Origin of the sequence: Mesorhizobium sp. M0217 (assembly GCF_040321955.1) — a bacterium.
In the GTDB taxonomy this organism is placed as follows: domain Bacteria; phylum Pseudomonadota; class Alphaproteobacteria; order Rhizobiales; family Rhizobiaceae; genus Mesorhizobium.
The window spans coordinates 119,255-144,152 of the sequence record NZ_JAMYSN010000015.1 but is presented as its reverse complement, the minus strand read 5'-3'; the positions used below and the strand labels follow the sequence as shown (position 1 = coordinate 144,152).

The window sequence follows — 24,898 nt, the reverse complement described above, 5'->3', positions numbered from 1 at the left end:
ATGCCGAGCTTGATGAAGCGCACGACAAGCGGCGTCAGCCCGGTGACGCCGGCCGATGCGAAGGGCGGGCCATTGTCGCTTCTGAAGCGATCCGGCAGGCCATGCTCTTCAAACAGCCGTTCGAACACCGGCCAGGCTTCGCTATCGGCCGTCGACCCCGTCGCTTCGAGCGCCAGAAGATAGCGGCTCGACGCATCCATCACCGTCAAGGGTTCGCAACGCCAGCCGTCGCGGGTCCGGAACCAGCCCTTGTGATCGCCAGTCCACACCGCGTTCGGTTCTTGCGGCTGTGGCCAGGGTCCATTGCCGCAGGCCCGCAGGCGGGGTCGCTTGCGGGCGCGGACAAGCCCATGCCGCGCAAGGATCGCGCCGACCGTCGAGGCTGAAGGCCACATGAACTCGGGAGCCGTGCGACGATCTTCTTTGGACCCCAAAGCGGATGCAGCTCCTTGGCCGCCACAATCCGCTCAACCAGATCCTGAGCTGTCGCCCGGCCATGATTGAGCGGGGCTCGCGGCAGGTCGTGCAAACCCTCAGGCCCAAACGTCCGATAGCGTCCTAGCCATTTGTAGCCGTTCTTGCGTGAGATCCCGTAGGCCGCACAAAGCGCAACCATCGTCTCATCCCCAGAAAGACACTCCACAACAAACCGTAGCCGCTCGTCCATGATGCCAGTCTCTCGCCAAACCATCGCCGGTCCTCCGGCGGACAAGAAAACTGTCACCCATGCTATCGGTCCATTCTGTTACCTATCTATCCGGTTCGGACACGTCTCCCTTCCTCTCCCTCCGGAGGGGGGAGAGGTGGCTCGGCGAAGCCGAGACGGAGTGGGGGAGCCACGTGGCAATCGCCGCGAACGGACAAAGGAAGGGCTATCTCAAGCATTGCCTAGCGCCCAAGGGTCGACCCCCACTCCGTCGAGCTTCGCTCGACACCTCTCCCCCGAACACGGGGAGAGGAAAGCGCCAGTTCGCCGACCTTGATGCGTTCATCTCTCCCGGAGGCCGTGAAGTGACTATCTGCTGGAAATCCTGCAAAACTTTGCGCCTAATTGCGCGCCGCTCCCCAACATCGACAAGAAATTTCGCCGACATATCTGCATCTTGCGGTCGCCTGCCGGCCGTGACGCCGGATGGGTTGCGGCGCCCCATGAATTGGCGCTGTGCCGGGCGCGCGGATGTGCAAATATCACCGCAGCAAATGGGAGGACCATGGTCATGACCGATGCTGGGATGTTGCGGTTTCATGTGCCGGAGCCGGAAGTGCGGCCGGGCGGAACGCCCGACTTCTCCAACGTGCCGATCCCCAAGGCCGGCTCGGTGCCGCGACCGGACATCGATGTCGATCCGCGCACCATCCGCGACATGGCGTTTTCGATCATCCGTGTGCTCAACCGCACCGGTGAGGCGGTCGGGCCGTGGGCCGGGCTGCTCACCGACGAGGAGCTGCTCGAGGGGTTGCGCCACATGATGACGCTGCGCAGCTTCGATGCGCGCATGCAGATGGCGCAGCGCCAGGGCAAGACCTCGTTCTACATGCAGCATCTGGGCGAAGAGGCGGTGAGCTGCGCTTTCCGCAAGGCGCTGGCGCCAGGCGACATGAATTTCCCGACCTATCGGCAAGCCGGCCTGCTCATCGCCGACGGCTATCCGATGGTCACGATGATGAACCAGATCTATTCCAACGAGGCCGATCCGCTCAAAGGGCGGCAGCTGCCGATCATGTATTCGTCGAAGGAGCATGGCTTCTTCTCGATCTCCGGCAATCTGGCGACGCAATACATCCAGGCGGTCGGCTGGGCGATGGCTTCCGCTATCAGCAACGATTCGAAAATCGCGGCGGCGTGGATCGGCGACGGCTCGACGGCCGAATCCGATTTCCATTCCGCACTGGTGTTCGCCTCGACGTACAAGGCGCCGGTCATCCTCAACGTCGTCAACAACCAGTGGGCGATCTCGACGTTTCAAGGCATTGCGCGTGGCGGCTCCGGCACCTTTGCCGCGCGCGGCCTCGGCTTCGGCATTCCGGCGCTGCGCGTCGACGGCAATGATTATCTCGCCGTGCATGCCGTGGCCAAATGGGCGGCGGAGCGGGCGCGGCAGAATCTCGGGCCGACGCTGATCGAATATGTCACCTACCGTGCCGGCGCGCATTCGAGCTCGGACGATCCGTCGGCCTATCGGCCGAAGACGGAATCCGACGCCTGGCCGCTCGGCGATCCGGTGATGCGGCTGAAGAACCATCTGATCCAACGCGGCGTCTGGTCGGACGAGCGTCACGCCCAGGCCGAAGCGGAAATCCTCGAGACGGTGATCGCGGCGCAGAAGGAAGCTGAAGGCCACGGCACGCTGCATGCGGGCGGCAAGCCGTCGACGCGCGAGATGTTCGAGGGCGTGTTTGCCGAGATGCCGCCGCATCTCAGGCGCCAGCGCCAGCAGGCGGGAGTCTGACCATGCCGAGACGGACCATGATCGAGGCGATCCGCGACGCCATGGACGTGTCGATGGCGCGCGACGAACGCGTCATCGTCTATGGCGAGGATGTCGGCTTCTTCGGGGGTGTCTTCCGCTGCACGGCAGGCCTGCAAGCGAAGTACGGCAAGACCCGCTGCTTCGATGCGCCGATCAACGAATCCGGCATTGTCGGCTCCGCCATCGGCATGGCCGCCTATGGGCTGAAGCCATGCGTGGAAATTCAGTTTGCCGACTACATGTACCCGGCTTACGACCAGCTGACGCAGGAAGCAGCACGCCTGCGCTACCGCTCGAACGGCGATTTCACCTGTCCGATCGTGGTCCGCATGCCGACCGGCGGCGGCATCTTTGGCGGCCAGACGCACAGCCAGAGCCCGGAAGCGCTGTTCACCCATGTGTCGGGGCTGAAGACGGTGGTGCCGTCCAATCCTCATGATGCCAAGGGGCTGCTGATCGCGGCGATCGAGGATCCCGATCCGGTGATTTTTCTGGAGCCGAAGCGGCTCTATAACGGACCGTTCGATGGCCATCACGACCGGCCGGTGACGCCATGGTCGAAGCATGAACTGGGCGAGGTCGCCGACGGCCATTACACGGTGCCGCTCGGCAAGGCGGCGATCCGCCGGGCGGGCTCGGCCGTCACCGTGCTCGCCTACGGCACCATGGTCTATGTCGCGCAGGCGGCGGTGGAAGAAACCGGCATCGATGCCGAGATCATCGATTTGCGGACCCTGCTGCCGCTCGATCTCGACGCGATAGTCGCTTCGGTGAAGAAGACCGGACGCTGCGTCGTCGTGCACGAGGCGACACTGACCTCCGGCTTCGGCGCCGAGCTGTCGGCGCTGGTGCAGGAAAATTGTTTCTACCATCTGGAAGCGCCGGTGGCGCGCGTCACCGGTTGGGACACGCCCTACCCGCATGCGCAGGAATGGGATTATTTCCCGGGGCCGGCCCGTGTCGGCCGCGCGCTTCTCGAAACCATGGGAGCCTAGGGATGGGCGAACACATCATCAAGCTGCCGGATGTCGGTGAAGGCGTCGCCGAGGCCGAACTTGTGGAGTGGCACGTCAAGGTCGGCGACCTCGTGCGCGAGGACGCTTTGCTCGCCGCCGTGATGACCGACAAGGCGACGGTGGAAATACCTTCGCCGGTCGATGGCGAGATCCTGTGGCTGGGCGCCGAGATCGGCGACACGGTGGCGATCGGCTCGCCGATCGTGCGGCTGAAGGTGGCGGGTGAAGGCAATGTGAAGGATGCGCTGCCGGGCGAGGCCAGCGCCAAGAGCACCCCCACCCCTGCCGAGGCGAGCCACGGGTCTCGCCCGTCCTCCGGACCCCCACAAGAGGGAGGCGTTTCGGCCACGAAATCCGACGCCAAGTCGCCACCACCTGCACCAGCAGCCAAAAGCGCACGGGCAGCTGAGACTGAATCCCCCTCCCCCTTGTGGGGAGGGGCCAGGGGCGGGGGTACTGCCCCGACATCTAAAGGTGCGGCACCCTCCGGCGCGCCGCGCCCGGAGGGCGAAAAGCCCCTGGCGTCGCCCGCCATCCGGCTCAGGGCGAAGGAGGCGGGGATCGATCTGCGCCAGGTGTCGGGTACCGGCCCTGCCGGCCGCATCAGCCACGAAGATATCGAGGCATTCCTGGCACGCGGACCGCAGGTAGCGAAGGCGTCGGGTCTGGCGCGCAATGACAGCGTCGAGGATATCAAGGTCATCGGACTGCGGCGCAAGATCGCCGAAAAAATGTCGCTGGCGAAGTCACGCATCCCGCACATCACCTATGTCGAGGAGATCGACGTCACAGCACTTGAGGAGTTGCGCGCGGCGCTCAACAAGGAAAAGCGCAAGGGTGTGGAGAGGCCGAAGCTGACGCTGCTGCCGTTCCTGATGCGGGCGATGGTCAAGGCGATTGCCGACCAGCCCAACATCAACGCGCTGTTCGACGACGAGGCCGGCATCATCCATCAGCATGGCGGCGTCCATATCGGCATTGCCGCGCAGACGCCGTCGGGCCTGGTGGTGCCGGTGGTCAAGCACGCCGAGGCGCGCGACCTCTGGGATTGCGCGGCCGAGCTCAACCGCCTGGCCGAAGCGGCGAAGTCCGGCACGGCCAGCCGCGACGAGCTGTCGGGATCGACCATCACCATCACCTCGCTCGGCGCCATGGGCGGCGTGGCGACGACGCCGGTCATCAATCATCCTGAGGTGGCGATCGTCGGCGTCAACAAGATGATGGTGCGGCCGGTCTGGGACGGCACCCAGTTCATCCCGCGCAAGATGATGAACCTGTCGTCGAGCTTCGACCACCGGGTGGTCGACGGCTGGGACGCGGCGGTGTTTGTGCAGCGCATCAAGGCGCTGATTGAGACGCCAGCGCTGATATTTGTGGATTGAGGGGCGGAACGACCGAGATGACGGCGGGACAGCGCCCCCCTCTGCCTTGCCAGGCATCTCCCCCACAAGGGGGGAGATTGGACGTCACGCAGGGTTTCGCCAATCTCCATCGTTGCAGGAATGAGCGAAGCGAAGAAGCTGCTGATCTCCCCCCTCGTGGGGGAGATGTCCGGCAGGACAGAGGGGGGCGCGAAGGATCGCGACGGAACATTCCCTCGCATCAAAGGGTCACGCCATGAAAGAAATCTCCTGCAAGCTGCTGGTCATCGGCGCCGGGCCCGGCGGCTACGTCTGCGCTATCCGTGCCGGCCAGCTCGGCATCGATACGGTGATCGTCGAAGCCGGCAAACCGGGCGGCACCTGTCTCAATGTCGGCTGCATCCCGTCCAAGGCGATGATCCATGCGGCGGAAGAGTTCGAGAAGGTCGCGCATATGGCCGGCGGCAGCAGTCCGCTCGGCATTTCTGTGGCGGCTCCGGTGCTCGATCTCGGCAAGACGGTTGCGTGGAAGGACGGCATTGTTAGCCGGCTGACCGGGGGCGTTGCCGGGCTACTGAAGAAGGCCAAGGTCAAGACCGTCTATGGCTGGGCGACGTTCCGCGACGGCAAGACCGTCGCGGTCGAGACCGAGACCGGCACCCAGATCATCCGCGCCGAAACGGTTGTGATCGCCACCGGCTCGGCGACGGTGGAACTGCCGTTCCTGCCGTTCGGCGGCCCGGTGATTTCATCCACAGAAGCGCTGGCTCTCGGCGAGGTGCCGAAAAAGCTCGCCGTGGTCGGCGGCGGCTATATCGGGCTGGAACTCGGCATGGCGTTCGCCAAAATGGGCGCCGCGGTGACCGTGGTCGAGGCGCTGCCGCGCGTGCTGGCGCAGTATGATGCGGAACTGACCCGGCCGGTGGTGAAACGGCTGGCCCAGCTCGGCGTCGAGGTGATGCTTGGCGCCAAGGCCAAGGGGGTCAAGGGCGACGCGCTGCTGGTCGAGACCGCGGACGGCAAGAGCACCAAAATCGCGGCAGACAAGATCCTGGTCACCGTCGGCCGCAAGCCGGTGACGGAGGGCTGGGGCCTCGATCAGATCGATCTCGACATGGCCGGCAAGTTCATCAAGATCGACGACCAGTGCCGCACCTCGATGCGCGGCATCTATGCCATTGGCGACGTCACCGGCGAGCCGATGCTGGCGCACCGGGCGATGGCGCAAGGCGAAATGGTGGCCGAGATCGTCGCCGGCCACAAGCGCAGCTGGGACAAGCGCTCGATCCCGGCCGTCTGCTTCACCGATCCGGAGCTGGTGACGGCAGGGCTAACGCCGGAGGAGGCGAAGGCTTCAGGCGAAATCAAGATCGGCCAGTTCCCCTTCGCCGCCAACGGCCGGGCGATGACGAAACTCGGCGAGGACGGGTTTGTTCGTGTTGTCGCCCGCGCGGACAACCATCTGGTGCTGGGCATCCAGGCGGTCGGGCAAGGCGTGTCGGAACTGGCGGCGGCGTTCGGCCTGGCGCTGGAAATGGGCGCGCGGCTGGAGGATATCGCCGGGACCATCCATGCGCATCCGACGCAAGGCGAAGGCTTCCAGGAAGCGGCGCTGAAGGCGCTGGGCCACGCGCTGCATATTTGAAGTGCGCTTACCCTCCCCCTTGTGGGGAGGGTCGATCCGCGTAGCGGAGCGGGGTGGGGGTCCTCGCCGACCGTCAGCGCTCACCCCCACCCCGTCTCGCCATCTCCGCTTCGCTCCGATTGCGCGCCGACCCTCCCCACAAGGGGGAGGGTGGCCGCTCAGCCGTTGGTTGTCGCAGATCAGCGGAATGTACTAAGTGTCGGTCCATGGACACCGGCCTGAAGAAATACATCGCCATACGCTACAACATCGCCGCTGGCTTCAAGCCAAGCCAGTGGGACGGAAAGGGCCGCGCCAATCTCGACCCGGTCTGGCTGGTCGAGCGCCTGGCGTTGTTCGACACCTATTGCGCGTCGTCGCTCGAAGGCCAGTCGCTGAAGGATTTTACCGTCCTTCTGGCGTTCGATGCCGATACGCACGAGAACTATATTCGCACCGTGTGCAGCTGCGTGGCCGGTGTCGACGTCAGGCCGATCCTTGTCGAGGCGGGCGAGGATTACAATGATCGCTTCAATGCCTTCGTCCAGGCCGATACCGATGCCGACTATGTTTCGCTCACGCGGCTCGACAGCGACGACGCGCTGGCGCCGACCTTCATGGAGCGCGTCGAGCACTACGCGCGCCGGGAGATCGAAAAGCGTGTGGTGGACCTGCAGCCGCTCTACATTGCCTTTCCGGACGGCCAGAATTTCGACACGGCAAGCGGACGCTACACGCACCACGACTATGTCACGTCGGCGTTCGGCACGCTGGTCGAAAGGAGATCGCCGGCGATGAGCGGCGTCTACAGCGAGCACCACGCAAAAATGGCGACGCGCTTCAACACCGTCGTGGCGGCATCGAAGGGCGCGCAATGGTGCATCGTCATCCATGACAACAACGCCGCCAACGTGTTGAGGGGGAAGCCGGTCTCGGGGCCCTCCTTCACGGTGGGCCGACCGGGTGTCGAACCCAAGGTGCCAGCGCGAAGGCAAAGCGCGCCACGACAGGCGACGCAGCCCCGCATGGCGCCGCGGACCGCAGGCAACTTCATCCGGTTTCTGCTCGGACGACCGATGGCTCTGCGGAAGTAGCGGGCGCTTCACCCTCCCCCTTGTGGGGAGGGTCGATCGCGGAGCGGAGCGGGGTGGGGGTCCTCGCCAACCGTCGGCGCTCACCCCCACCCCGTCTCGCCATCTCCGCTTCGCTCCGATTGCGCGCCGACCCTCCCCACAAGGGGGAGGGTGAAGTAGCTCAGCTTGCCAGCCGGCTTACCATCTCGTGCTGCGCATAAGCGCGCCCAAAACGATTGGCGAGAAACGCATCCAGCGCGATGTTTTCCTGCTTGACGAAGCCGGTCGCCGGCAAGGTGCCGTCGGCCAGCATGTCGAGCACGGCGCAGATGCCGGAGGCGGTGGTGATCTGGATTGCGCTGCGCACCTGGTTGCCGATGCGCTGCGAATAGATCTTGTTGGCGTAGGTTTCCTGCAGCAGGCGGCCATTGCGGCGGCCCGAGACGGTGACGAAGACGATGACCACATCCTGCAGCGTTGCCGGCAGGGCGCTCTCGAAGATATCCTTCAGCACGTCGCGGCGGTGGCGCAGGCCGAGATCGTTGAGCAGCGCCTTCATGATCGCCGCGTGGCCGGGATAGCGGATGGTGCGGTAGTTCAGCGTGCGCACCTTGCCCTTCAGCGTCTCGGCCAGCGTGCCGAGACCGCCAGAGGTGTTGAAGGCCTCATAGGTGACGCCGTCGAGCGAGAACTCTTCGCGCTCCTCCAGCGGCGGCACCTCGATCAGCTCGCCCTCGACGATCGCCTCGCAGGGTTCGCAATATTCGTTGATGACGCCGTCGGTGCTCCAGGTCAGATTGTAGTTCAGCGCATTGGACGGGTATTGCGGCAGCGCGCCGACGCGCATGCGAACGCTTTCCAGCGTGTCGAAGCGGCTGGCGAGATCGTTGGCGACGATCGAGATGAAGCCCGGCGCAAGGCCGCATTGCGGAATGAAGGCGCTGTTGCCCGACTTGGCCAGCTCCTTGACGCGGCGGGTGGAGACGACGTCCTCGGTCAAATCGAGATAGTGTACGCCGGTGGCGGCCGCGGCCTCGGCGATGCGAGTGGTCAAATGGAAGGGGGCGGCGCTCAGCACGGCGAAGGCGCCGGCAAGGGCGGCCTCGAGTGCGCCCGGCGCTGCGATATCGAGCTCCAGCCCCTCGACGCCGGCGGGAAGTTCGGCCGCGGCAAGCTGCGCCGCCGCGCGGTCGACAACGGTGACGTGGTAGTCGCCGCTGTCGGCGAGCATGCCTGCAATGGTGGAGCCGATCTTGCCGGCGCCGACGACGATGATTTTCTTCATGACCTTGCCCCTCGTGAAAACTCTTTGGCCCAGACCGCCGCGCGCTGGACGCGATGCCTTCAAGAATCGCAGCTTGCCTGTCGAAAGGAAGCGTGGGATCGTTCGAAATGAACCCTGCAATTGAACGATACGCCGACGAGGTTCGTCGAAATGCTCAGTGACGCCGAACAAAAACTGCTTTCCCTGCTGCGCGCCAATGCCCGCGCGTCGACCACTGAGCTGGCGCGCCAGCTCGGCGTTTCGCGCACGACAGTGCAGAGCCGGATCGAGCGGCTGGAACAGCGCGGCATCATCACCGGCTATGGCGTGCGGATGGCGCCGGACTACGAGCAGGGGCTGGTGCGGGCACATGTGCTGCTCACCGTCACGCCCAAGCTCGCCGACAAGGTGGTGCGGGCGCTGCAGGCGCTGCCGCCGGTACGGACGCTGCACTCGGTGAGCGGCAATTTCGACATGATCGTCATCGTCGACGCGCCGTCGATCAGGGATCTGGATGCGTTGCTGGACGAGATCGGGGCGATGGACGGGGTCGAGCGGACGTCGTCGTCGATTATTTTGTCGACACGGATCGATCGGTAGGTGGAACGCATGAGCCGCTAATCTCCCCCCTTGCGGGGGAGATGGCCGGCAGGCCAGAGGGGGTCGGTTCGACTGGGCTCGGCCTACCTGCCGCTGCAGAAGGAGGTTAGCGCTCCATGCGAGGCGACCCCCTCTGTCGCCTTCGGCGACATCTCCCCCTCAAGGGGGGAGATTAGCTGCTAAGCCCGCCGCCTTTCCGGCCCGCTATCCAGCCACGCCACATCCTCCGCCGACAGCCTGATATCCAGCGCCTTCAAACTGTCCTCCAACTCGTCCAGCGTGCGCGGGCCGATCAACGGCACCGACGGAAAAGGCTGCGCCAGCACATAGGCGAGCGCGATGTGGATCGGACTTTTGCCCAGGCGCTGCGCCAGCTCGATGGCGCGGTCGCGGCGGCCGAAATTTTTCTCCGAGTACCAGACCCGCACCAGCTCCTCATTGTCCTGCTTGTCGCGGCCGGCGCGGTCGGTGAAGAAGCCGCGGCCCTGGCTCGACCAGGCGAAGTTGGGCATCTGCCTTTTCGTCAGCCAGGATTTCCAGTCGTCGGTCGACGAGGTGATGCAGCCGGCCCAGATCGGCTCCAGCATCTCGGCCAGCGAGAAATTGTTGGAGAGCACGCCGGGCTTCTGCTTGCCGGTGCGCTCGGCATAGGCAATCGCCTCGTCCATGCGCGCCATCGTCCAGTTCGAGCCGCCGAACGGGCCACGGATGCGGCCGGCCTTGACCTCGGCGTCCATCGCATCGACGAATTCGCCGACCGGCACATCCGGGTTGTCGCGGTGCATGAAATAGAGGTCGACATGGTCGGTCTGCAGCCGGTCCAACGACTGGGCGAGCTGCTTGCCGATGACATCGGGATAGCAGAGCGGCGAGTGCGCGCCCTTGGCGATGATCACCGACTGCTCGCGCACGCCGCGATTCCTGAGCCACTGGCCAAGCAGCGTTTCGGTGTAGCCGGCGCCGTAGACGTAGCCGGTGTCGAACAGATTGCCGCCGGCCTCGAAGAAGGCGTCGAGCAGGATTGCGCCCGACGAGAAGGTGCGGAAATCCTCGAAGCCGAGCGCCACCACGGAGGCCGGCTTCGACAGGCCCGGAATCTTGCGCTTGCCAATGGCCGTGCCGCCGGTGCGCAGCGGCTGGCCCGAAATGGTGTTGGTTCGCTTAGCCGGCTTTTCGATCTCATATTCGAGCCCGACGGCGGCGCGCCATCTGTCGAGCACACGCAGCGTGCCGAGGCTGTCGGCCCAGCTCATGCCCGGCCAGGCGAACTCCTGTTTGCCGGCCAGGATCGCCTCGCCGGCGGCGTCGACCTCGAAGGAATAGAGATGGCGGGTTTCGTTGACGCTGATGGTATCGCGCGTGTCGTCGGCGAGGATTACATCGATCCGGCCAGGGCCGCCATCGCGGTTGCCGCCGCCGGCGAACCAGAAATCCGGCACTTCGATGCGGCCCTTGGTGCCGAGGGTGCGCAGCACATTGTCCTGTTTGAGCGAGATGCTGCAGGATACCTCGGCGACGATGCCACCGGGAAAATGCAGCAGCGCCGAGGCCCATTCGTCGACGCCGGACTTGCCGAGATGGGCGGTGCCGACAACCTTGTCCGGCTCGGCGAAGGGTTTGCCTGTGGCAGCGCCCGCGATCAGCCGCACCATGGAGACGGGATAGCCGCCGACGTCGAGAATGCCGCCACCGGCGAGATCGTTGGAATAGAGCCGGTGCTCGGGCATGAAGCCCGGCATGGCGAAGCCGAAGCTCGACTTGATCAGCCTGACATCGCCGATGACGCCCGACTGGATCACCTCGACCAGCTTCGCCGTCTGCGGGTGCAGGCGGTACATGAAGGCTTCGCCGAGGAAGGTGCCGGCCTTGCGCGCGGCATGGATCATGGCGTCGGCCTCGAAGGCGGTCAGCGCCAGCGGCTTTTCGCACAGCACATGCTTGCCGGCTTCCGCCGCCTTGATTGCCCATTCGGCATGGCCGGGATGCGGGATGGCGATATAGACGGCATCGACCTCGGGGTCGGCGAGCAGCGCGTCGTAACCGTCGAGGATGCGGGCGCCGGGAAACGTCTCGGCCAAGCCTGCCTTGCCGGGATTGCGGGCGCCGAGCGCCACGATCGTGCCGGTGCGCGAGCCTGCCACGCCGCGGGCGAACGCTTTGGCGATGTCGCCAGGCCCGAGTATCCCCCAGCGGATGGGCGCGGTTGCAGTCATGGTCATTCTCCTTGCAAGGCTGGAAGCGCTCAGCGCAGCCGCTGGCCGTTTTCGTCGAACAGATAGGATTTGCGGATGGACACGGTGATCTCCTGGGTGTCGGGGACCTTTGCCGCGTCGCGCTGGATCACCAGGTCTTCGCCATGGGCGGTCCTGGCATAGATGAAGCTGGTGCCGCCGAGATGCTCGACCACGTCGATGCCGACGGTGAGGTCGGCGTCGCCTTCGCCGCCATTGCCGAAATGTTCGGGCCGCACGCCGACAATGACCTTGGCTCCTGTTTGCGGCACGGCGCCGGTCAACGGTTGCATAATGCGGGTCATTTCCTCGCCCACCAGCTCGACGGTGACGCTGCTCATGTTGCGCCCGACGACGCGGCCCTTGATGAAATTCATCTTCGGCGAGCCTACAAAGCCGGCGACGAACTGGTTGTCGGGATTGTCGTAGAGATCGAGCGGCCTGCCGATCTGCTCGACATGGCCACCGCGCAGCACGACGATCCGGTCGGCCAGCGTCATCGCCTCGGTCTGGTCGTGGGTGACATAGATCATCGTTGTGCCGAGTTCCTTGTGCAGGCGCGAGATCTCGACCCGCATCTGGACGCGCAGCTCGGCGTCGAGATTGCTCAACGGCTCGTCGAACAGGAAGACTTGCGGTTCGCGCACGATGGCGCGGCCAATGGCGACGCGTTGGCGCTGGCCGCCGGACAATTGCCTCGGCCGCCGCGCCATCAACTCTGTGATGCGCAGGATTTCGGAGGCCCGCTTCACCCGCCGCTCGGTGTCCTCCTTGGGGTTGCCGGTCATCCTGAGACCAAAGCTCAGATTCTGCTCCACGCTCATGTGCGGGTAGAGCGCGTAGGACTGGAACACCATGGCGATGCCGCGCTCGGCCGGCTCGACATCGTTCATCACCTTGCCGCCAATGGCGATCTCGCCGCCGCTGATATCCTCCAGCCCGGCGATCATCCTGAGCAGCGTCGATTTTCCACAACCCGACGGGCCGACAAAGACGACGAACTCGCCATCGGCGATATCGATGTTGGCGCCATGGATGATCTCATAGACGCCGAAGCGTTTTACGACATTGGTGAGGGTGACTGCCGCCATATCGCTCTAGTCCTACTTGACGGCGCCGGCGGCGATGCCGGCGATGAAATGGCGCTGCAGCAGCACGAAGACGACCAGCATCGGTACGGTCAGCATGACGGCGCCGGCCATGATGCCGCCCCATGAGACCTTGGTCAGGCCGATCAGCGTGCCGAGCGCCACAGGGGCCGTCATCGCGCCGGGCTGGCTGTTGATCAAAAGCGGCCAGAGATAATTGTTCCACGAGGCGAGGAACAGAATGATGGCGAGCGCCGCCAGCATCGGCCGCGCCAGCGGCAAAGCGACGAACAGGAAGATACGCCATTCCTTGACGCCTTCGACTCGCGCGGCGTCGAAAAGGTCGGCCGGCATCATCGAGAAAGCCTGGCGCATGAACAGCACGCCCAGCGAATTGAACAAGGGTGGCACGATCAACGCAATCCAGGTGTTGGCGAGCTGGAAGTCGCGCGCCACCATGATGAATTGCGGGATCAGCACCACCGCATAGGGCAGCGTGATGGTGCCGAGGATGATCGCCACCACCGCGCCCTTGCCGAAGAACTGATAGCGGGCGAGCGCCCAGCCGGCCATCGAGGTCAGCAGCACCGAGAAGAAGGTGTAGGTCACCGCAACCGCCACCGAAATGCCGATAGCGCCGACGAAATTGGTGTCACGCTGCAGATTGTTGAAATTGTCGACGAAATTGCCGTGCGGCAGAAGCTCGATGCCGGGGCTGAAAATGCCGTTGTCGGGCATGGTCGAAAACACCACCATCATCCACAGCGGAAACAGCCAGATCACCGCCAGCGGCGTCAGGACCAGATGCAGCAGGACGCTGCGGCCGAGCCGGCGTTGCGAGAGCGAACTCATTTCGGCTCTCTTGTCAGCCACAGCTGCACCAGCGTGATGGCGATGGCCAGCCCCGCCATGGTGTAGGCGACGGCCGAGGCGTAGCCGAAATTGAGCGAACGGAAGCCCTGGCGGTAAAGCAAGAGGCCGAGCGTCTCGGTGCCGCCGCCGGGACCGCCGCGCTCGGTGATCAGGAACGGTTCGGTGAAAAGCTGCATGGTGCCGATGATCGACAGCACCGCGCAAAACACGATGACCGGCTTGAGCAGCGGCAGCGTTATGTAGAAGAACTGCTTGAGCTTGCTGACGCGGTCGAGCGTCGCTGCTTCATAGACGTCCTCGGGGATCGACTGCAGGCCGGCGAGCAGGATGATGGCGTTGTAGCCGGCCCAGCGCCAGGTTACCGCGATCATGATCAGCGCCATGGCCGGTGTGACGTTGGAGAACCAGTCGATCTTGGACAGGCCGACGCCGGCGAGCAATTTGTTGATGATGCCGAAATCGAGATTGAACATCAGCCGGAACACGGCGGAATAGGCGACCTCGCCGACCACCACCGGAGCGAAGAAGGCGAAGCGGTAGAGGCCACGTGCTTTCAGCAGCGGCGAGTTCAGCAGCACCGCCATGATGATCGCCAGCGAGATCATCACCGGCACCTGGATCACGAGGATGAGCAGCGTGTTCTTCAGCGCGTTGAAGAAAGCGGGGTCGCCGATCAGGCGGCCCCAGTTGAACGTCGGCGCAAAGCGCCAGGGCACCGTGCGCGTCGCCTGGAAGGAAATCATGAACGAGGAGATGATCGGCCACACCCAGAAGATGGCGAAGATCAGGAGGTAGGGCGTGAGGAAGCGATAGGCCGTGGCGTTCTGGTAGCGCATGGTTTCCTCCTCCTTCCTCTTTCCCGGCTGATATCCGGCGTGTTGTTAGCCGGCGTCAATTATTAAGGCTTGGCGCCGCCCCTCATCCCCCTGCCGGGACCTTCTCCCCGTATAGTGACGGGGAGAAGGGGCTTGTTGGGACGCCGCCGGCGATTGGCGAACTGTTGGGCGAGAGCGTCCCCCTCTCCGTCACTATACGGGGAGAGGATGCCGGCAGGCAGGTGAGGGGCAGCGCCAACGGTCCGGCAAATTGCCCTATATCTGGCCCGCCAACATCTCCGCCTTCGTCACTTTACCGGCAATCCAGTCGCCGCCGCGATCTGGCTGGCGGCGTCGTCGAGGGCGGCCTTGGCATCGGGATAGCCGCCGCCGAGATATTTGGTCTGCACGGCGCGCATGATGATTTCGGCGTCGCTCTGGAACGGCGTGCCGCGGCTCGGCACCACCTTGGGCAGCGTGGCGAGAATGTCCTTCCACACTGCCTGGCCGCCCCAATAGGGCAGGCCTTGCGAGACATAGGGATCGTCGAGCGCCGAGATCAGTGACGGCACCAGGCCGAAATCCCTGAGCATGGTGATCTGGCCCTCATTGGTCTCGAGCGTGTATTTCAGATAGGCGTAGGCGGCCTCCTTGTTCTTCGAGGCCGAGGTGATGGCGAGCGACGAGCCGCCGAGATTGGCGGCGCGCGGGCCGTCGGCGGTCAGGCTCGGCATCAGATAGACACCCCATTTGCCGTTTTCGCCGGCCGATTCGGTGCGGATGGTGCCCTCATACCAGCCGCCATAGACCTGGGTGGCGACGGTCCCGGCGGTGTTGTTGGTGATCTTGGTGCCCCAGTCGGCCGACGAGATGATGCCGGCGTCCTTCATGTCCTTGATCTTGGCCAGCGTGTCGACGCATTTCGGCTGGTTGACGGTGATCGACTGCCCATCGGCGGCGAAATAGCCGCAGCCCTGTTCGTTGGAAATCATGCGGAAGAATTCGGTGTCGCCGTTGAAATCGGCATTGGTCATGGTGACGCCGGGATTGGCGGCCTGGACCTTCTTGCCGGCGGCGATGAAATCGTCCCAGGTCTTGATCGAGGCCGGATCGACGCCGGCCTTCTCGTAGAAGTCGCGGCGGTAGAAGGCGGCTACCGGGCCGGAATCCCACGGCATGGCATAGGCCTTGTCGCCGACCTCCAGTTCGGTGCGCTTGAAGTCCGGGAATTTCTTCTGGTCGTCGGCGGTGTAGCCCAGCGTGTGCAAATCGACGAAGCAATCGGGGAACTGGCTCCAGTAATTCTCGGCCTCGCCGTTTTCGATCGAGACGATATCGGGCAGGCCGACGCCGCCGGCCGCACAGCCGGCGATCGACTTGTCATAGGTCGGCTGGTTGCCGAGATCCTGAACGGTGACCTTGACGTCGGGATACTGCTTGTTGAAGCCGGCCACCGTCGCCTTCAGCGACGAAGCGGCGATATTCCAGCTCCAGATCGTGATTTCGCCGGACTGCGCCAAAGCCGGGGCTGAGCCCAGGCCAAGCGCCAGCGCGGCACAGATCAGTGTCGTGCGCATTGAAATCCTCCCATTTCATTTGCTCTCTCTTCGCGAGCATGGCTAGACTAGGCGGCGCGGAAGGCTTGTCCCTGACAACGGGAATAAAAGATGGGCGGAAAGTAAGATGCCGGAACGGCCGTTTTACCAGCCTGGCGCCAGCAGCGTCGAAGGCCTGCCGATGGCTTTGCAGATGTTTCACAACCATCCGCTGGTCATGCTGAAGCCGCACTGGCATGCCCAGGTCGAGGTCAATTTCATCGTCCGCGGCAGCGTGCATTACCGCATGAACGAGCACGAGATCTCGCTGTCGGCCGGCGACATGTGCCTGTTCTGGGGCGGGCTGCCGCACCAGATGGACGATCTCTCCGACGACGCCATCTATGCCGGCGCGCATCTGCCGCTGGTGCATTTCTTCCGCCTGCATCTGCCGACGGATGTCCGCCACAGGCTGATGACCGGCGCCACGCTGGTGACATCGGCGACCGACCAGGCCGACCATCACAATTTCGAGCGCTGGAACCGCTATTTCCGCTCGGGCGATGCGGCGATAACCGAGCACGCCGTGAACGAGCTGCTGCTGCGGTTGGAGCGGGTGCGCTTCGAGCCCTACCGGCTGGTGCCGGAAACCGCCATCGGCCAGGAACCCGGCGGCCCGTTCGACCAGCAATCGCTGCGCAATGTCGGTCGCATGTGCGACTTCATCGCCGAGAATTTCCTCTACGACATAGACTGCGTCGACATCGCGGCGGCGGCCGACATCCATCCCAAATACGCCATGAGCATTTTCAAGAAATCGACCGGCATGACGCTCAACGAATATATGAATCTGCTGCGGCTGAGCTACGCGCAGGCGCTGCTGATGCATGAAGACGCCAATGTGCTGCGCGTCGCCATGGATTCAGGCTTCGGCTCGCTCAGCGCCTTCAACAAATCCTTCCGCAAGCTGGCAGGGATGTCGCCCTCGGATTTTCGCCGGGGTGCGGTGGGCCGATAGGTTCAACGGTCATCTTGATCAACCCGCAGCCGTTCCGGGTGGAAACATGTGCAAGGCTAATCGCGACCGCCTTTGTCGGATGCGATCATCAACTTGGAGAAAGTTGTCAGCGACTTGGCGTTTCATGAGCGCCTTCCCCCACTCCGTCGCTGCTTCGCTCGACGGAGTGGGGTCGACCTGGCTCTGGCGTTGTCATTTCAAGCCGGGACCGGTGCCCTCCGCCCGAGGAAACCCGACAATTACCGCCAGCCCAGGCCGGCGATCCTCCAGCGCAATCGTTGCACCATGCAGGTCGGCGATGGCCCGCACAAGGCTGAGGCCAAGGCCGCTGCCGGGCGTGGTGCGGCTGGAGTCCAGCCGGTAGAGCCGCTGGAACACTTTTTCGCGCTCCTGCGCCGGGATGCCGGGGCCATTGTCGGCGACCTCAGCCAGAATGCGGTCGCCTTGCCGCCGCACCGATAGAAGGATTGCCGTGCCATCGGGGCAATGCCGCAGCGCGTTCTCAACCAGATTGGCAAACAATTGCGTCAGCAGGTCGCGGTCGCCGTGGACCAGGCATGGGGTGCCGTGGACGATCGTGGCCGACAGCGACTTGCCGTCATCCTCGGCGACACCGGCGTAGATTTCGGCAATGGCATCGATGACGCCGGTGAGGTCGAGATCGACAAAGCGCGCCTTGCGAGCGCCGGCCTCGATCTGGGCAATACGCAACAGCGCATCGAAAGTATCGTTGATCTGCAGGCTTTCCCCACGTGCCTCCGCCAGCTCATCGGCAACGGCCTCACCCCGCGCGGTCCTGTCGGCCGCAGCTTCCAAAATCATCTGCAGCCGGTTGAGCGGCGTCTTCAGATCATGCGCGATGTCGGCGCTGACCTGGCGCATGCCGTCCACCAGCGCCGCCAGCCGCTCCAGCGCGGCGTTGACCTGGCGCGAGACGCCGTCAATGTCGTCGCCATTGCCGAGCAGTGGAATGCGGGCGTCGAGCCGGCCGTTGGAGACATCGTCCATGGTGGTGGCAATGCCGTCGAGGCGACGCTGCACACGCGACGCCAGCAAGGCGCCGCCAGCCACCGCCAGCCCTGAAATGATCAGGGTGGCCCAGCCGAAGCTCATCAAAACGATGCGTTCCAGCTCCTCGGTTTCGGAGAGCGAGAAGGCGATTGTCAGGCTGTTGGGCCCGACCGAACCGGTCCAGGCGCGGTACATAGTGTCCGGCGCAACGCCAGGCAGGGAAGCGGCAAAATCCGAAAAGCCATCGGGAAGGTCGGCGGCGGTGAAATTCCCGGCCAGGCGATTGCCGGCGGGATCGGTGAGCGAGAACAGCTGTTCCTTGCTCGGGCTGAGCGCGGCGTGGCTGTCGACTGCCGAAACCAGATCCTCCCGGTCGTTTCCGGCATAGGTCACCGCCACGACCGAATAGGTCTCCTTGACCGACTGGTCGAGCTGCTCGGCAAGATCCGCGCTCATCAGCTGGTAGACGATGGCGCCTGACAGGATGAAGGCGAGCACGAACAGCAAGGCGAAGGTCAGGGCCAGCCGAAACGGCGTGCTGCGCAGCAGGCGAGAGCCTGTCTCAGTCATAGTGCGTTTCAGTCATGGCAAGCTTCAGTCATGGCAAGTTTCTGTCATGCCGCGCCTCAGTCGTGAACACTGTAGCCAGTGTTGCGCACGGTGTGGATCAACGTGGTTTCGAACGGCCTGTCGATCTTGGCGCGCAGCCGGCTGATATGGGTTTCGACGACGCTGGTCTTGGGGTCGAAGTGAAAATCCCAGACCCGTTCCAGAAGCATGGTGCGGGTGATGACGCGGCCCTCGCCGCGCATCAGCACTTCGAGCAGGCTGAATTCGCGCGGCTGCAGGTCAATCGCCTGGCCCTGCCTGGTGACGCGGCGCTGGATCAGGTCCATTTCGAGGTCTGCGATGCGCAGCGTCGTCTTCAGCTCCTGCACCGCAGGGCGACGGCCGAGCGCGTTGATGCGGGCGAGCAGTTCGGAAAAGGCGAATGGCTTGACGAGATAGTCGTCGCCGCCGGCCTCGAGCCCTTCAACCCTGTCGTCGACGCCGCCGACCGAGGTCAGAAAGATCGCCGGCGTGCGCACGCCCGCCGCCCGCACCGCCTTGATCATCGACAGGCCGTCGAGGCCGGGCAGCATGCGGTCGACGACGATCACGTCATAGGCATCGCATGTCGCAGCAAACAGCGCGTCGCGGCCATCGCGCCTGAGGTCGCAGATATGGCCTGCCTCGCCAAGGCCCTTGACGACATAGTCGGCGGTGCGTGGGTCGTCCTCGACAAGGAGAAGTCGCATCGTTGTTCCGATGGTTGGCGATTGAGCAGTTCGCGGCTCTCGAACCTTATCCGGTTGCGACAACAGGTCGACCACCAAGCACCCAGCCTTGCGGCTTTTTCTTGGCGGCAGATCGCTCCGCTCAGCAGGTTGCTCAAAGGGACATTGACACTCGAAAGCTGCGCTCTAGCGTGCGACACATCCGGTTACGCAATCATTAGGCTAATCGAGTCAGGGGACAAGAAATGACGACGATTGCCGATGTCGCGCGCCATGCCGGAGTGTCGGTCGCAACCGTCTCGCATGTGATGAACCGCACGCGCCATGTCGAGCCGGAGACGGCTGAGCGCGTGCATTCTGCCATCGCCGCCTTGCGCTACAGCCCGAACACGCTGGCGCGCAGCCTTAGGCGCGGCGAGACCAAGACCATCGGCCTGCTGCTGCCGGACAATTCCAACCCGTTCTTCGCCGGCGTGGCGCGCCAGATCGAGGATGCCGGCTTCCTTGCCGGCTATACGGTGATCTTGTGCAACTCCGACGGCAGCGCCGAGAAGGAGGAGCGCTATCTCCAGGTGCTGATGGCCAAGCAGATCGACGGGCTGATCTTCGCCGGCTCGTCGGATCATGCGCGGGTGTTCTCCAGCCTTCTGCCCGGCGTGCCGGCGGTGCTGATCGACCGCGAGATCCATTCGGTCAATGTCGATTCCGTTCTGGTCGATCACGATCATGGCGGCTATCTCGCCGGCCGCTATCTGGCCGGGCTCGGCCACGAGAAGATCGGCGTCATCGGCGGCCCGCGCGATTCCAGCTCCAGCCCCGCCCGCCTGCGCGGCTTCGCCAGGGCGCTGCAGGAAGCCGGCCTCGACCTGCCGCCGGCCTCGGTGGTGGATTCCGACTACCACTTCGCCGGCGGCCGCATGGCAATGGAGCGGCTGATGGCGCAGGCGCCGGGGATCACGGCGCTGTTTGCCTGTAACGATCTGATGGCCATGGGCGCGCTGACAGTGCTGCGCGGGCGCGGATTGCGGGTCCCCGGCGACATGTCGATGATCGGCTTCGACGACATACCCTATGCCGTCACCACCTGGCCGCCACTGACGACGATCGCACAGCCGGTCGAGAAGATCGGCACGCGGGCGGTCAGCCTGCTGCTCGAGCGGGTTGCCGAGCCGGCGGCGCATTCGCGCCGCGAAGTGCTCACCCCGGTGCTCGTCGAACGGGAGAGCTGCGCGCCGTTGCGCGGCTGAAGCCCCTCAGGCGGCTGCCGGCTGCAGCGCTGCCCTGAGCAGCATGCCGAAGAGGTCGCGCGGCTCGTCGGGATCGGCGAGCAGGTCGAGCTCCTCGTAGAGGCCGGTGGCCTGAAGCTGGTCTCTGATATAGCGCAGTGCGGAAAAATCCTCGGTGGCGAAGCCGACGGAATCGAACAAGGTGATCTGTTCCGCCGTCTTGCGGCCTTCCGCCTTGCCGGTCATCACCTGCCACAACTCGGTCACCGGATGGTCGGCGTGGAGCTGCTGGATTTCGCCCTCGATGCGCGTCTGCGGCGAGAACTCGACGAAGATGTCGGAGCGCAAAAGGATGTCGCGGTGCAGTTCCGTCTTGCCGGGGCAGTCGCCGCCGACCGCGTTGATGTGCACGCCGGAACCGACCATGTTGTCGGTCAGAATGGTGGCGGACAGCTTGTCGGCGGTCACCGTGGTGATGATGTCGACGCCTTCCACAGCATCCTGGCCGGTCGCGCAGATGGTGATGTCAAAGCCTTTGCCGGCGAGGTTGCGGGCGCATTTTTCCGAAGCGGAGCGGTCGATATCATAGAGCCGCAGCCGGTCGACGCCGAGCAGCGCTTTGAAGGCGACAGCCTGGAATTCGGACTGGGCGCCATTGCCGATGATGGCCATCGAGCGCGCGCCTTTGGGCGCCAGATATTTGGCCGCGACAGCGGAGGTCGCCGCGGTGCGCAGCGCCGTCAGGATCGTCATTTCGGTCAGCAGCATCGGATAGCCGGAACCGACATCGGCGAGCACGCCGAAGGCGGTGACGGTCTGGCGGCCTTCCCGCATGTTCTTCGGATGGCCGTTGACATATTTGAAGCCGTACATCTTGCCGTCGCTGGTCGGCATCAGCTCGATGACGCCGTCATGGCTGTGCGAGGCGATGCGCGGCGTCTTGTCGAACAGCTCCCAGCGGCGAAAATCCTCCTCGATATAGGCGGCGAGTTCGGTGAGGAACCGCTCGACGCCGATGGTCAGCACCAGCTTCATCATGCGGTCGACGCTGACGAAGGGGACGATGGCAAGGCGGGAAGGCTGGGTCATGCAATGCTTCCGGAATGGCTGCGGGTCGGGCGGTCCATGATGCGCCGGCCCATCAGGCTGGCGGCGAGGTCGACAATCAGCGTGGCGGTGCGGCCGCGCTCGTCGAGGAACGGGTTGAGCTCGACCAGATCAAGGCTGGAGACCAGGCCGCTGTCGGACAGCATCTCCATCACCAGATGCGCCTCGCGGAAGGTGGCGCCGCCGGGCACGGTGGTGCCGACGGCCGGCGCGATGGAGGGGTCGAGGAAGTCGACGTCGAGGCTGACATGCAGCAGGCCGTTTGCCTTTTCGACGATGGCCAGGAAGGCGCGCAGCAAAGGTGCGACGCCGTGCTCGTCAATGGCGCGCATGTCGTGCACGGTAACCCCCGCTTCGCTCAGCGCCCGGCGCTCCGCCGGATCGACGCTGCGCAGGCCCATGACGCAGATGTGGGCAGGGTCGACGGCGACAGGCAGGTCCGGGAAATAACCGTTGAAGCCCGGCCGGCCGCTGGCATAGGCGAGCGGCACGCCGTGCAGATTGCCGCTGACGGTGGTATCGAGCGTGTGGAAATCGGGATGTGCGTCGAGCCACAGCACGAAGAGCGGCCGGCCGCGTTCGGCGGCGCGGCGGGCTATGCCCGACACCGTGCCGGCCGATATCGCGTGGTCGCCGCCAAGGAAGATCGGCATGGCGTTCCGCGAAGCCGCATAGGCGGTCTCGGCTATCGCCGCGGTCCAGGCGGAAATCTCCGGTAGGGCCTTCAGCGCGAGATTGCCATGGACGATTGCGCGCACGGCGGCCGGTTGCACCGCGCCCCAGTCCTCGACCTCGTGGCCGAGTTCCGACAGCACCGAGACAAGCCCGGCCGTGCGCAGCGCGCTCGGCCCCATCTCGCATCCCATCCTGCCGGCGCCGTCCTGCACCGGCGCGCCAACGATCCTGCAGCGCATGGTTCTTGTTGTCCTTGTAAATTGATTGGGCGGTTGATGCGTGGAATGAACCATCCCGGCCCGGCAGTATGAACAGGCGAAATTGGCATTTCGAGAAGAAGGATTTATCATTCCGATAAGTCGCTTTGGTCAAAGTGGATAGAGTCATGGACTTGCTGGACGAAAGGCTGGTCACGCTGCTCAGGCATGATGCCCGGCGCAGCATCTCCGATCTCGCGGTCGATCTCGGGGTGTCGCGCGCCACGGTCAGGGCGCGCATGGAGCGACTGGAAAAAACGGGCGAGATCATCGGTTACACGGTGGTGCTGCGCGCCGACGCGGTCGACCAGCGGATACGCGGCGTGATGATGATCGAGATCGAGGGCCATGCCGCCGACCGCGTGGTCCGGGCGCTCGGCGGTCTCGCTGAGGTTTCGACCATTCACACCACCAATGGCCGCTGGGACCTGGTGGTCGAACTCGGCACGGCCTCGCTCACCGATTTCGACGCGGTTCTGCGCCGAATCCGGCTCATCCCGGGGATAACCGGCAGCGAGACAAGTCTGCTGCTGGCAACGCCGAGGACGACAAGGGCAAGGTTGGCGTAGCCGTCCTTCCGGCCGGCGTGTTCACGCAAAGCTTTGTGACGGATCTGGCGAATGGGTCGCCTGGCTGACGAATCTCATTGGGGCCGCAGCTATCCTCCACATGACGGAGGAAGCCGGCATGACGCGAGATTGCACCAGCTTCAACGGTGCAAGGACCGGACGCTTGCCACAGGCCAAGGCTGATGGCAGGATAAAAGGCCGCAACGTGCGGCCTCTGGCGGCCGTTGTGTTTCGATGGATTATGAAGCATTTTCCCAAGGTGCGGGTTCTCCTCACAATGTGCGGCAGCCTCGTTTCGCCTTGGTCGCCCTTGATTTTTCGCAATGTGCGCTTTGCCTGCCTCAGGCCGCAGGGCATTTAATTCCACGGGGTCAAGCCTCATGACAGAGATTTGTGCTCGGGCCGTCTATCATCGGCGAAGACAAGGCATGGCGCCACAATCAGCGCCCCCTGGCATTCGTGCCCAGGTGAAGAATGCCGTTGCGTACCTCTCGCCCCCATGTTTCAAAACAGGTCGTTAGACCCGCGAGAATGGTTTCGAAGCCTGCGGGGTTGCCCACGGTCCGGCGAGAATTCTAAAAGACGTTCACAATGACACAGCACGCAAAAGACGCACGAATTCTCATGTACAGCCACGACACGTTCGGGCTCGGCCATTTGCAGCGCTGCCGAACGATCGCGCATTCGCTGGTCGGGGATTTCCGCGGTCTTCAGGTGCTTATCATTTCGGGCGCGACCATCGCCGGCGCCTTCGACTACCGCGCCCGCGTCGACTTCGTGAAGATTCCCAGCGTCATCAAGCTGCGCAACGGCGAATACACCTCGCTCGAAAAGCACATCGATCTGCATGAGACGCTAAGGATGCGGCAGTCGATTATCCGCCACACGGCCGAGAGCTTCCGGCCGGATATCTTCATCGTCGACAAGGAACCGTTGGGGCTGCGCGGTGAGATCGAGGATACGCTGTCCTACCTCAAGACGCGGGGCACCACGCTCGTGCTTGGCCTGCGCGAGGTGATGGACGCGCCGCATTTGCTCGAAGCGGAGTGGGCACGCAGGGATGTGATGCGCAAGATCGGCCTGTTCTACGACAAGGTCTGGGTCTATGGCCCGCCGGATTTCTACGATCCGTTGACCGGCCTGGACGTGCCGCCGGCGGTCAGGGCAAAGATGAAGTTCGTCGGTTTCCTGCAACGGAGCCTGCAGCAGAACCAGTTGCCCGGCCACCGGCCCGAGGGCGACTATATCCTGGTTACCACCGGTGGCGGCGGTGACGGCGCCGACCTGATCCACAACGTCATCGAGGCCTATCAGCAGGATCCGCGATTGCAGCACCGGGCGCTGATCGTGCTTGGGCCCTACATGCCGGCGCGCAAGCGCAACAAGCTGGTCAGGAAAGGGGCCAAGATCCCCTACGTCAAGATCATCGAATTCGACAACCGCATGGAAGAGCTGATTGCCGGCGCCAAGGCGGTGGTGGCGATGGGCGGTTACAACACCTATTGCGAGATACTGTCTTTCGACAAGCCGGCGCTGATCGTGCCGCGCGTCACGCCGCGCGAGGAACAGCTGATCCGGGCACGGCGCGCAGCCGAACTCGGCCTCATCGAGATGCTTTTGCCTGAGGAAGCCGAGGATGCCCAGCGGTTTGCCGATGCGCTGCAGGTTTTGCCGGGCCGGCCCCGCCCATCGCAGAGCAATGCGCATCTGACGCTGGAAGGGCTGCCTCATATTTCCGAAATCGTCGCGGAACTGCTCGACCGGCGGGCCGGCCATCACCTTTCGGTCATTGAAGGCATGAACTGAG

General features: G+C 64.2%; 20 protein-coding genes and 1 pseudogene. 10 read left to right on the top strand and 11 right to left on the bottom strand.

Going from position 1 to position 24,898, the window contains the following annotated elements; translation table 11 throughout:
- Positions 1-691 (bottom strand): annotated as a pseudogene (locus NKJ18_RS22375) (helix-turn-helix domain-containing protein); the annotation flags it as partial.
- A 526-nt stretch (positions 692-1,217) separates the two neighbouring features.
- On the opposite strand from NKJ18_RS22375, the gene NKJ18_RS22370 reads away from it, so the two are divergent.
- The 5 genes from NKJ18_RS22370 (at position 1,218) to NKJ18_RS22350 (ending at position 7,566) form a co-directional block, all read left to right on the top strand.
- Complete coding sequence (locus tag NKJ18_RS22370) at positions 1,218-2,450, top strand: 3-methyl-2-oxobutanoate dehydrogenase (2-methylpropanoyl-transferring) subunit alpha (protein ID WP_023687602.1); 1,233 nt, start codon at positions 1,218-1,220, stop codon at positions 2,448-2,450.
- Positions 2,451-2,452: 2 nt separating this feature from the next.
- Positions 2,453-3,466 carry an alpha-ketoacid dehydrogenase subunit beta gene (locus tag NKJ18_RS22365; protein WP_023672171.1) on the top strand — a complete coding sequence of 338 codons (1,014 nt, stop codon included), beginning with the start codon at positions 2,453-2,455 and terminating at the stop codon, positions 3,464-3,466.
- Positions 3,467-3,468: 2 nt separating this feature from the next.
- Positions 3,469-4,869, top strand: a complete 1,401-nt coding sequence (locus tag NKJ18_RS22360) for a dihydrolipoamide acetyltransferase family protein (protein ID WP_352759710.1) — start codon at positions 3,469-3,471, stop codon at positions 4,867-4,869.
- A 235-nt stretch (positions 4,870-5,104) separates the two neighbouring features.
- Positions 5,105-6,493, top strand: a complete 1,389-nt coding sequence (gene lpdA, locus NKJ18_RS22355; RefSeq protein ID WP_352498845.1) for a dihydrolipoyl dehydrogenase — start codon at positions 5,105-5,107, stop codon at positions 6,491-6,493.
- A 206-nt stretch (positions 6,494-6,699) separates the two neighbouring features.
- Complete coding sequence (locus tag NKJ18_RS22350) at positions 6,700-7,566, top strand: glycosyltransferase (protein ID WP_023707473.1); 867 nt, start codon at positions 6,700-6,702, stop codon at positions 7,564-7,566.
- Between the two features lie 160 nt (positions 7,567-7,726).
- Here the strand turns inward: NKJ18_RS22350 and NKJ18_RS22345 are convergent, their stop codons facing one another.
- Positions 7,727-8,830: a saccharopine dehydrogenase family protein gene (locus NKJ18_RS22345; protein WP_352519419.1), complete on the bottom strand. Its 1,104-nt coding sequence runs from the start codon at positions 8,828-8,830 to the stop codon at positions 7,727-7,729.
- Between the two features lie 150 nt (positions 8,831-8,980).
- On the opposite strand from NKJ18_RS22345, the gene NKJ18_RS22340 reads away from it, so the two are divergent.
- Positions 8,981-9,409: an Lrp/AsnC family transcriptional regulator gene (locus NKJ18_RS22340; RefSeq protein WP_023672167.1), complete on the top strand. Its 429-nt coding sequence runs from the start codon at positions 8,981-8,983 to the stop codon at positions 9,407-9,409.
- 179 nt (positions 9,410-9,588) lie between these two features.
- On the opposite strand, the gene NKJ18_RS22335 is transcribed toward NKJ18_RS22340, so the two are convergent.
- The 5 genes from NKJ18_RS22335 to NKJ18_RS22315 form a co-directional block, all read right to left on the bottom strand.
- Positions 9,589-11,622, bottom strand: coding sequence for an aldo/keto reductase (locus NKJ18_RS22335; protein ID WP_352759707.1), 2,034 nt, complete (start codon positions 11,620-11,622; stop codon positions 9,589-9,591).
- 29 nt (positions 11,623-11,651) lie between these two features.
- Positions 11,652-12,731, bottom strand: a complete 1,080-nt coding sequence (locus NKJ18_RS22330) for an ABC transporter ATP-binding protein (RefSeq protein WP_023706780.1) — start codon at positions 12,729-12,731, stop codon at positions 11,652-11,654.
- A 12-nt stretch (positions 12,732-12,743) separates the two neighbouring features.
- On the bottom strand, positions 12,744-13,580 hold the full coding sequence (locus NKJ18_RS22325) for a carbohydrate ABC transporter permease (RefSeq protein WP_023672164.1): 837 nt from the start codon (positions 13,578-13,580) through the stop codon (positions 12,744-12,746).
- The gene (locus NKJ18_RS22320) at positions 13,577-14,437 is read right to left on the bottom strand and encodes a carbohydrate ABC transporter permease (RefSeq protein WP_352513600.1); all 861 of its coding nucleotides are present in this window, start codon (positions 14,435-14,437) and stop codon (positions 13,577-13,579) included. The genes NKJ18_RS22325 and NKJ18_RS22320 overlap by 4 nt, the downstream gene beginning before the upstream one ends.
- A 287-nt stretch (positions 14,438-14,724) precedes the next feature.
- The gene (locus NKJ18_RS22315) at positions 14,725-15,993 is read right to left on the bottom strand and encodes an ABC transporter substrate-binding protein (RefSeq protein ID WP_352759705.1); all 1,269 of its coding nucleotides are present in this window, start codon (positions 15,991-15,993) and stop codon (positions 14,725-14,727) included.
- 106 nt (positions 15,994-16,099) lie between these two features.
- Here NKJ18_RS22315 and NKJ18_RS22310 point away from each other — a divergent pair, with 106 nt between their 5' ends.
- Positions 16,100-16,969, top strand: a complete 870-nt coding sequence (locus tag NKJ18_RS22310) for a helix-turn-helix domain-containing protein (RefSeq protein ID WP_023672161.1) — start codon at positions 16,100-16,102, stop codon at positions 16,967-16,969.
- Between the two features lie 192 nt (positions 16,970-17,161).
- Here the strand turns inward: NKJ18_RS22310 and NKJ18_RS22305 are convergent, their stop codons facing one another.
- Together NKJ18_RS22305 and NKJ18_RS22300 are read right to left on the bottom strand one after the other, a co-directional pair.
- Positions 17,162-18,550: a HAMP domain-containing sensor histidine kinase gene (locus tag NKJ18_RS22305; RefSeq protein WP_023736720.1), complete on the bottom strand. Its 1,389-nt coding sequence runs from the start codon at positions 18,548-18,550 to the stop codon at positions 17,162-17,164.
- A gap of 56 nt (positions 18,551-18,606) precedes the next feature.
- Positions 18,607-19,278, bottom strand: a complete 672-nt coding sequence (locus NKJ18_RS22300; RefSeq protein ID WP_023752839.1) for a winged helix-turn-helix domain-containing protein — start codon at positions 19,276-19,278, stop codon at positions 18,607-18,609.
- A gap of 224 nt (positions 19,279-19,502) precedes the next feature.
- Here NKJ18_RS22300 and NKJ18_RS22295 point away from each other — a divergent pair, with 224 nt between their 5' ends.
- A complete protein-coding gene (locus NKJ18_RS22295; protein WP_023752840.1) occupies positions 19,503-20,504 on the top strand; it encodes a LacI family DNA-binding transcriptional regulator in 1,002 nt (333 codons plus the stop codon).
- 6 nt (positions 20,505-20,510) lie between these two features.
- Here the strand turns inward: NKJ18_RS22295 and ocd are convergent, their stop codons facing one another.
- Entirely contained in the window at positions 20,511-21,572 is a 1,062-nt protein-coding gene (gene ocd / locus NKJ18_RS22290; protein ID WP_023752841.1) for an ornithine cyclodeaminase, read from the bottom strand.
- Positions 21,569-22,504: an arginase gene (gene rocF / locus NKJ18_RS22285; protein ID WP_023752842.1), complete on the bottom strand. Its 936-nt coding sequence runs from the start codon at positions 22,502-22,504 to the stop codon at positions 21,569-21,571. Before rocF ends, ocd begins: the two co-directional genes overlap by 4 nt.
- A gap of 146 nt (positions 22,505-22,650) precedes the next feature.
- Here rocF and NKJ18_RS22280 point away from each other — a divergent pair, with 146 nt between their 5' ends.
- Positions 22,651-23,091 carry an Lrp/AsnC family transcriptional regulator gene (locus NKJ18_RS22280; protein ID WP_023685065.1) on the top strand — a complete coding sequence of 147 codons (441 nt, stop codon included), beginning with the start codon at positions 22,651-22,653 and terminating at the stop codon, positions 23,089-23,091.
- A 591-nt stretch (positions 23,092-23,682) separates the two neighbouring features.
- Entirely contained in the window at positions 23,683-24,897 is a 1,215-nt protein-coding gene (locus tag NKJ18_RS22275) for a glycosyltransferase family protein (protein WP_352759700.1), read from the top strand.
- The last annotated feature ends 1 nt before the right edge of the window (position 24,898 follow it).

What these genes read in the sequence shown, in the direction of transcription:
- NKJ18_RS22320 (WP_352513600.1), bottom strand. Translation starts at nt 14,437, where the DNA reads ATGCGCTACCAGAACGCCACGGCCTATCGCTTCCTCACGCCCTACCTC.
- NKJ18_RS22295 (WP_023752840.1), top strand. Translation starts at nt 19,503, where the DNA reads ATGACGACGATTGCCGATGTCGCGCGCCATGCCGGAGTGTCGGTCGCA.
- NKJ18_RS22340 (WP_023672167.1), top strand. Translation starts at nt 8,981, where the DNA reads ATGCTCAGTGACGCCGAACAAAAACTGCTTTCCCTGCTGCGCGCCAAT.
- NKJ18_RS22300 (WP_023752839.1), bottom strand. Translation starts at nt 19,278, where the DNA reads ATGCGACTTCTCCTTGTCGAGGACGACCCACGCACCGCCGACTATGTC.
- NKJ18_RS22350 (WP_023707473.1), top strand. Translation starts at nt 6,700, where the DNA reads ATGGACACCGGCCTGAAGAAATACATCGCCATACGCTACAACATCGCC.
- lpdA (WP_352498845.1), top strand. Translation starts at nt 5,105, where the DNA reads ATGAAAGAAATCTCCTGCAAGCTGCTGGTCATCGGCGCCGGGCCCGGC.
- NKJ18_RS22345 (WP_352519419.1), bottom strand. Translation starts at nt 8,830, where the DNA reads ATGAAGAAAATCATCGTCGTCGGCGCCGGCAAGATCGGCTCCACCATT.
- NKJ18_RS22365 (WP_023672171.1), top strand. Translation starts at nt 2,453, where the DNA reads ATGCCGAGACGGACCATGATCGAGGCGATCCGCGACGCCATGGACGTG.
- NKJ18_RS22335 (WP_352759707.1), bottom strand. Translation starts at nt 11,622, where the DNA reads ATGACTGCAACCGCGCCCATCCGCTGGGGGATACTCGGGCCTGGCGAC.
- NKJ18_RS22310 (WP_023672161.1), top strand. Translation starts at nt 16,100, where the DNA reads ATGCCGGAACGGCCGTTTTACCAGCCTGGCGCCAGCAGCGTCGAAGGC.
- rocF (WP_023752842.1), bottom strand. Translation starts at nt 22,504, where the DNA reads ATGCGCTGCAGGATCGTTGGCGCGCCGGTGCAGGACGGCGCCGGCAGG.
- NKJ18_RS22305 (WP_023736720.1), bottom strand. Translation starts at nt 18,550, where the DNA reads ATGACTGAGACAGGCTCTCGCCTGCTGCGCAGCACGCCGTTTCGGCTG.
- NKJ18_RS22325 (WP_023672164.1), bottom strand. Translation starts at nt 13,580, where the DNA reads ATGAGTTCGCTCTCGCAACGCCGGCTCGGCCGCAGCGTCCTGCTGCAT.
- NKJ18_RS22280 (WP_023685065.1), top strand. Translation starts at nt 22,651, where the DNA reads ATGGACTTGCTGGACGAAAGGCTGGTCACGCTGCTCAGGCATGATGCC.
- NKJ18_RS22315 (WP_352759705.1), bottom strand. Translation starts at nt 15,993, where the DNA reads ATGCGCACGACACTGATCTGTGCCGCGCTGGCGCTTGGCCTGGGCTCA.
- NKJ18_RS22275 (WP_352759700.1), top strand. Translation starts at nt 23,683, where the DNA reads ATGACACAGCACGCAAAAGACGCACGAATTCTCATGTACAGCCACGAC.
- NKJ18_RS22370 (WP_023687602.1), top strand. Translation starts at nt 1,218, where the DNA reads ATGACCGATGCTGGGATGTTGCGGTTTCATGTGCCGGAGCCGGAAGTG.
- NKJ18_RS22330 (WP_023706780.1), bottom strand. Translation starts at nt 12,731, where the DNA reads ATGGCGGCAGTCACCCTCACCAATGTCGTAAAACGCTTCGGCGTCTAT.
- ocd (WP_023752841.1), bottom strand. Translation starts at nt 21,572, where the DNA reads ATGACCCAGCCTTCCCGCCTTGCCATCGTCCCCTTCGTCAGCGTCGAC.
- NKJ18_RS22360 (WP_352759710.1), top strand. Translation starts at nt 3,469, where the DNA reads ATGGGCGAACACATCATCAAGCTGCCGGATGTCGGTGAAGGCGTCGCC.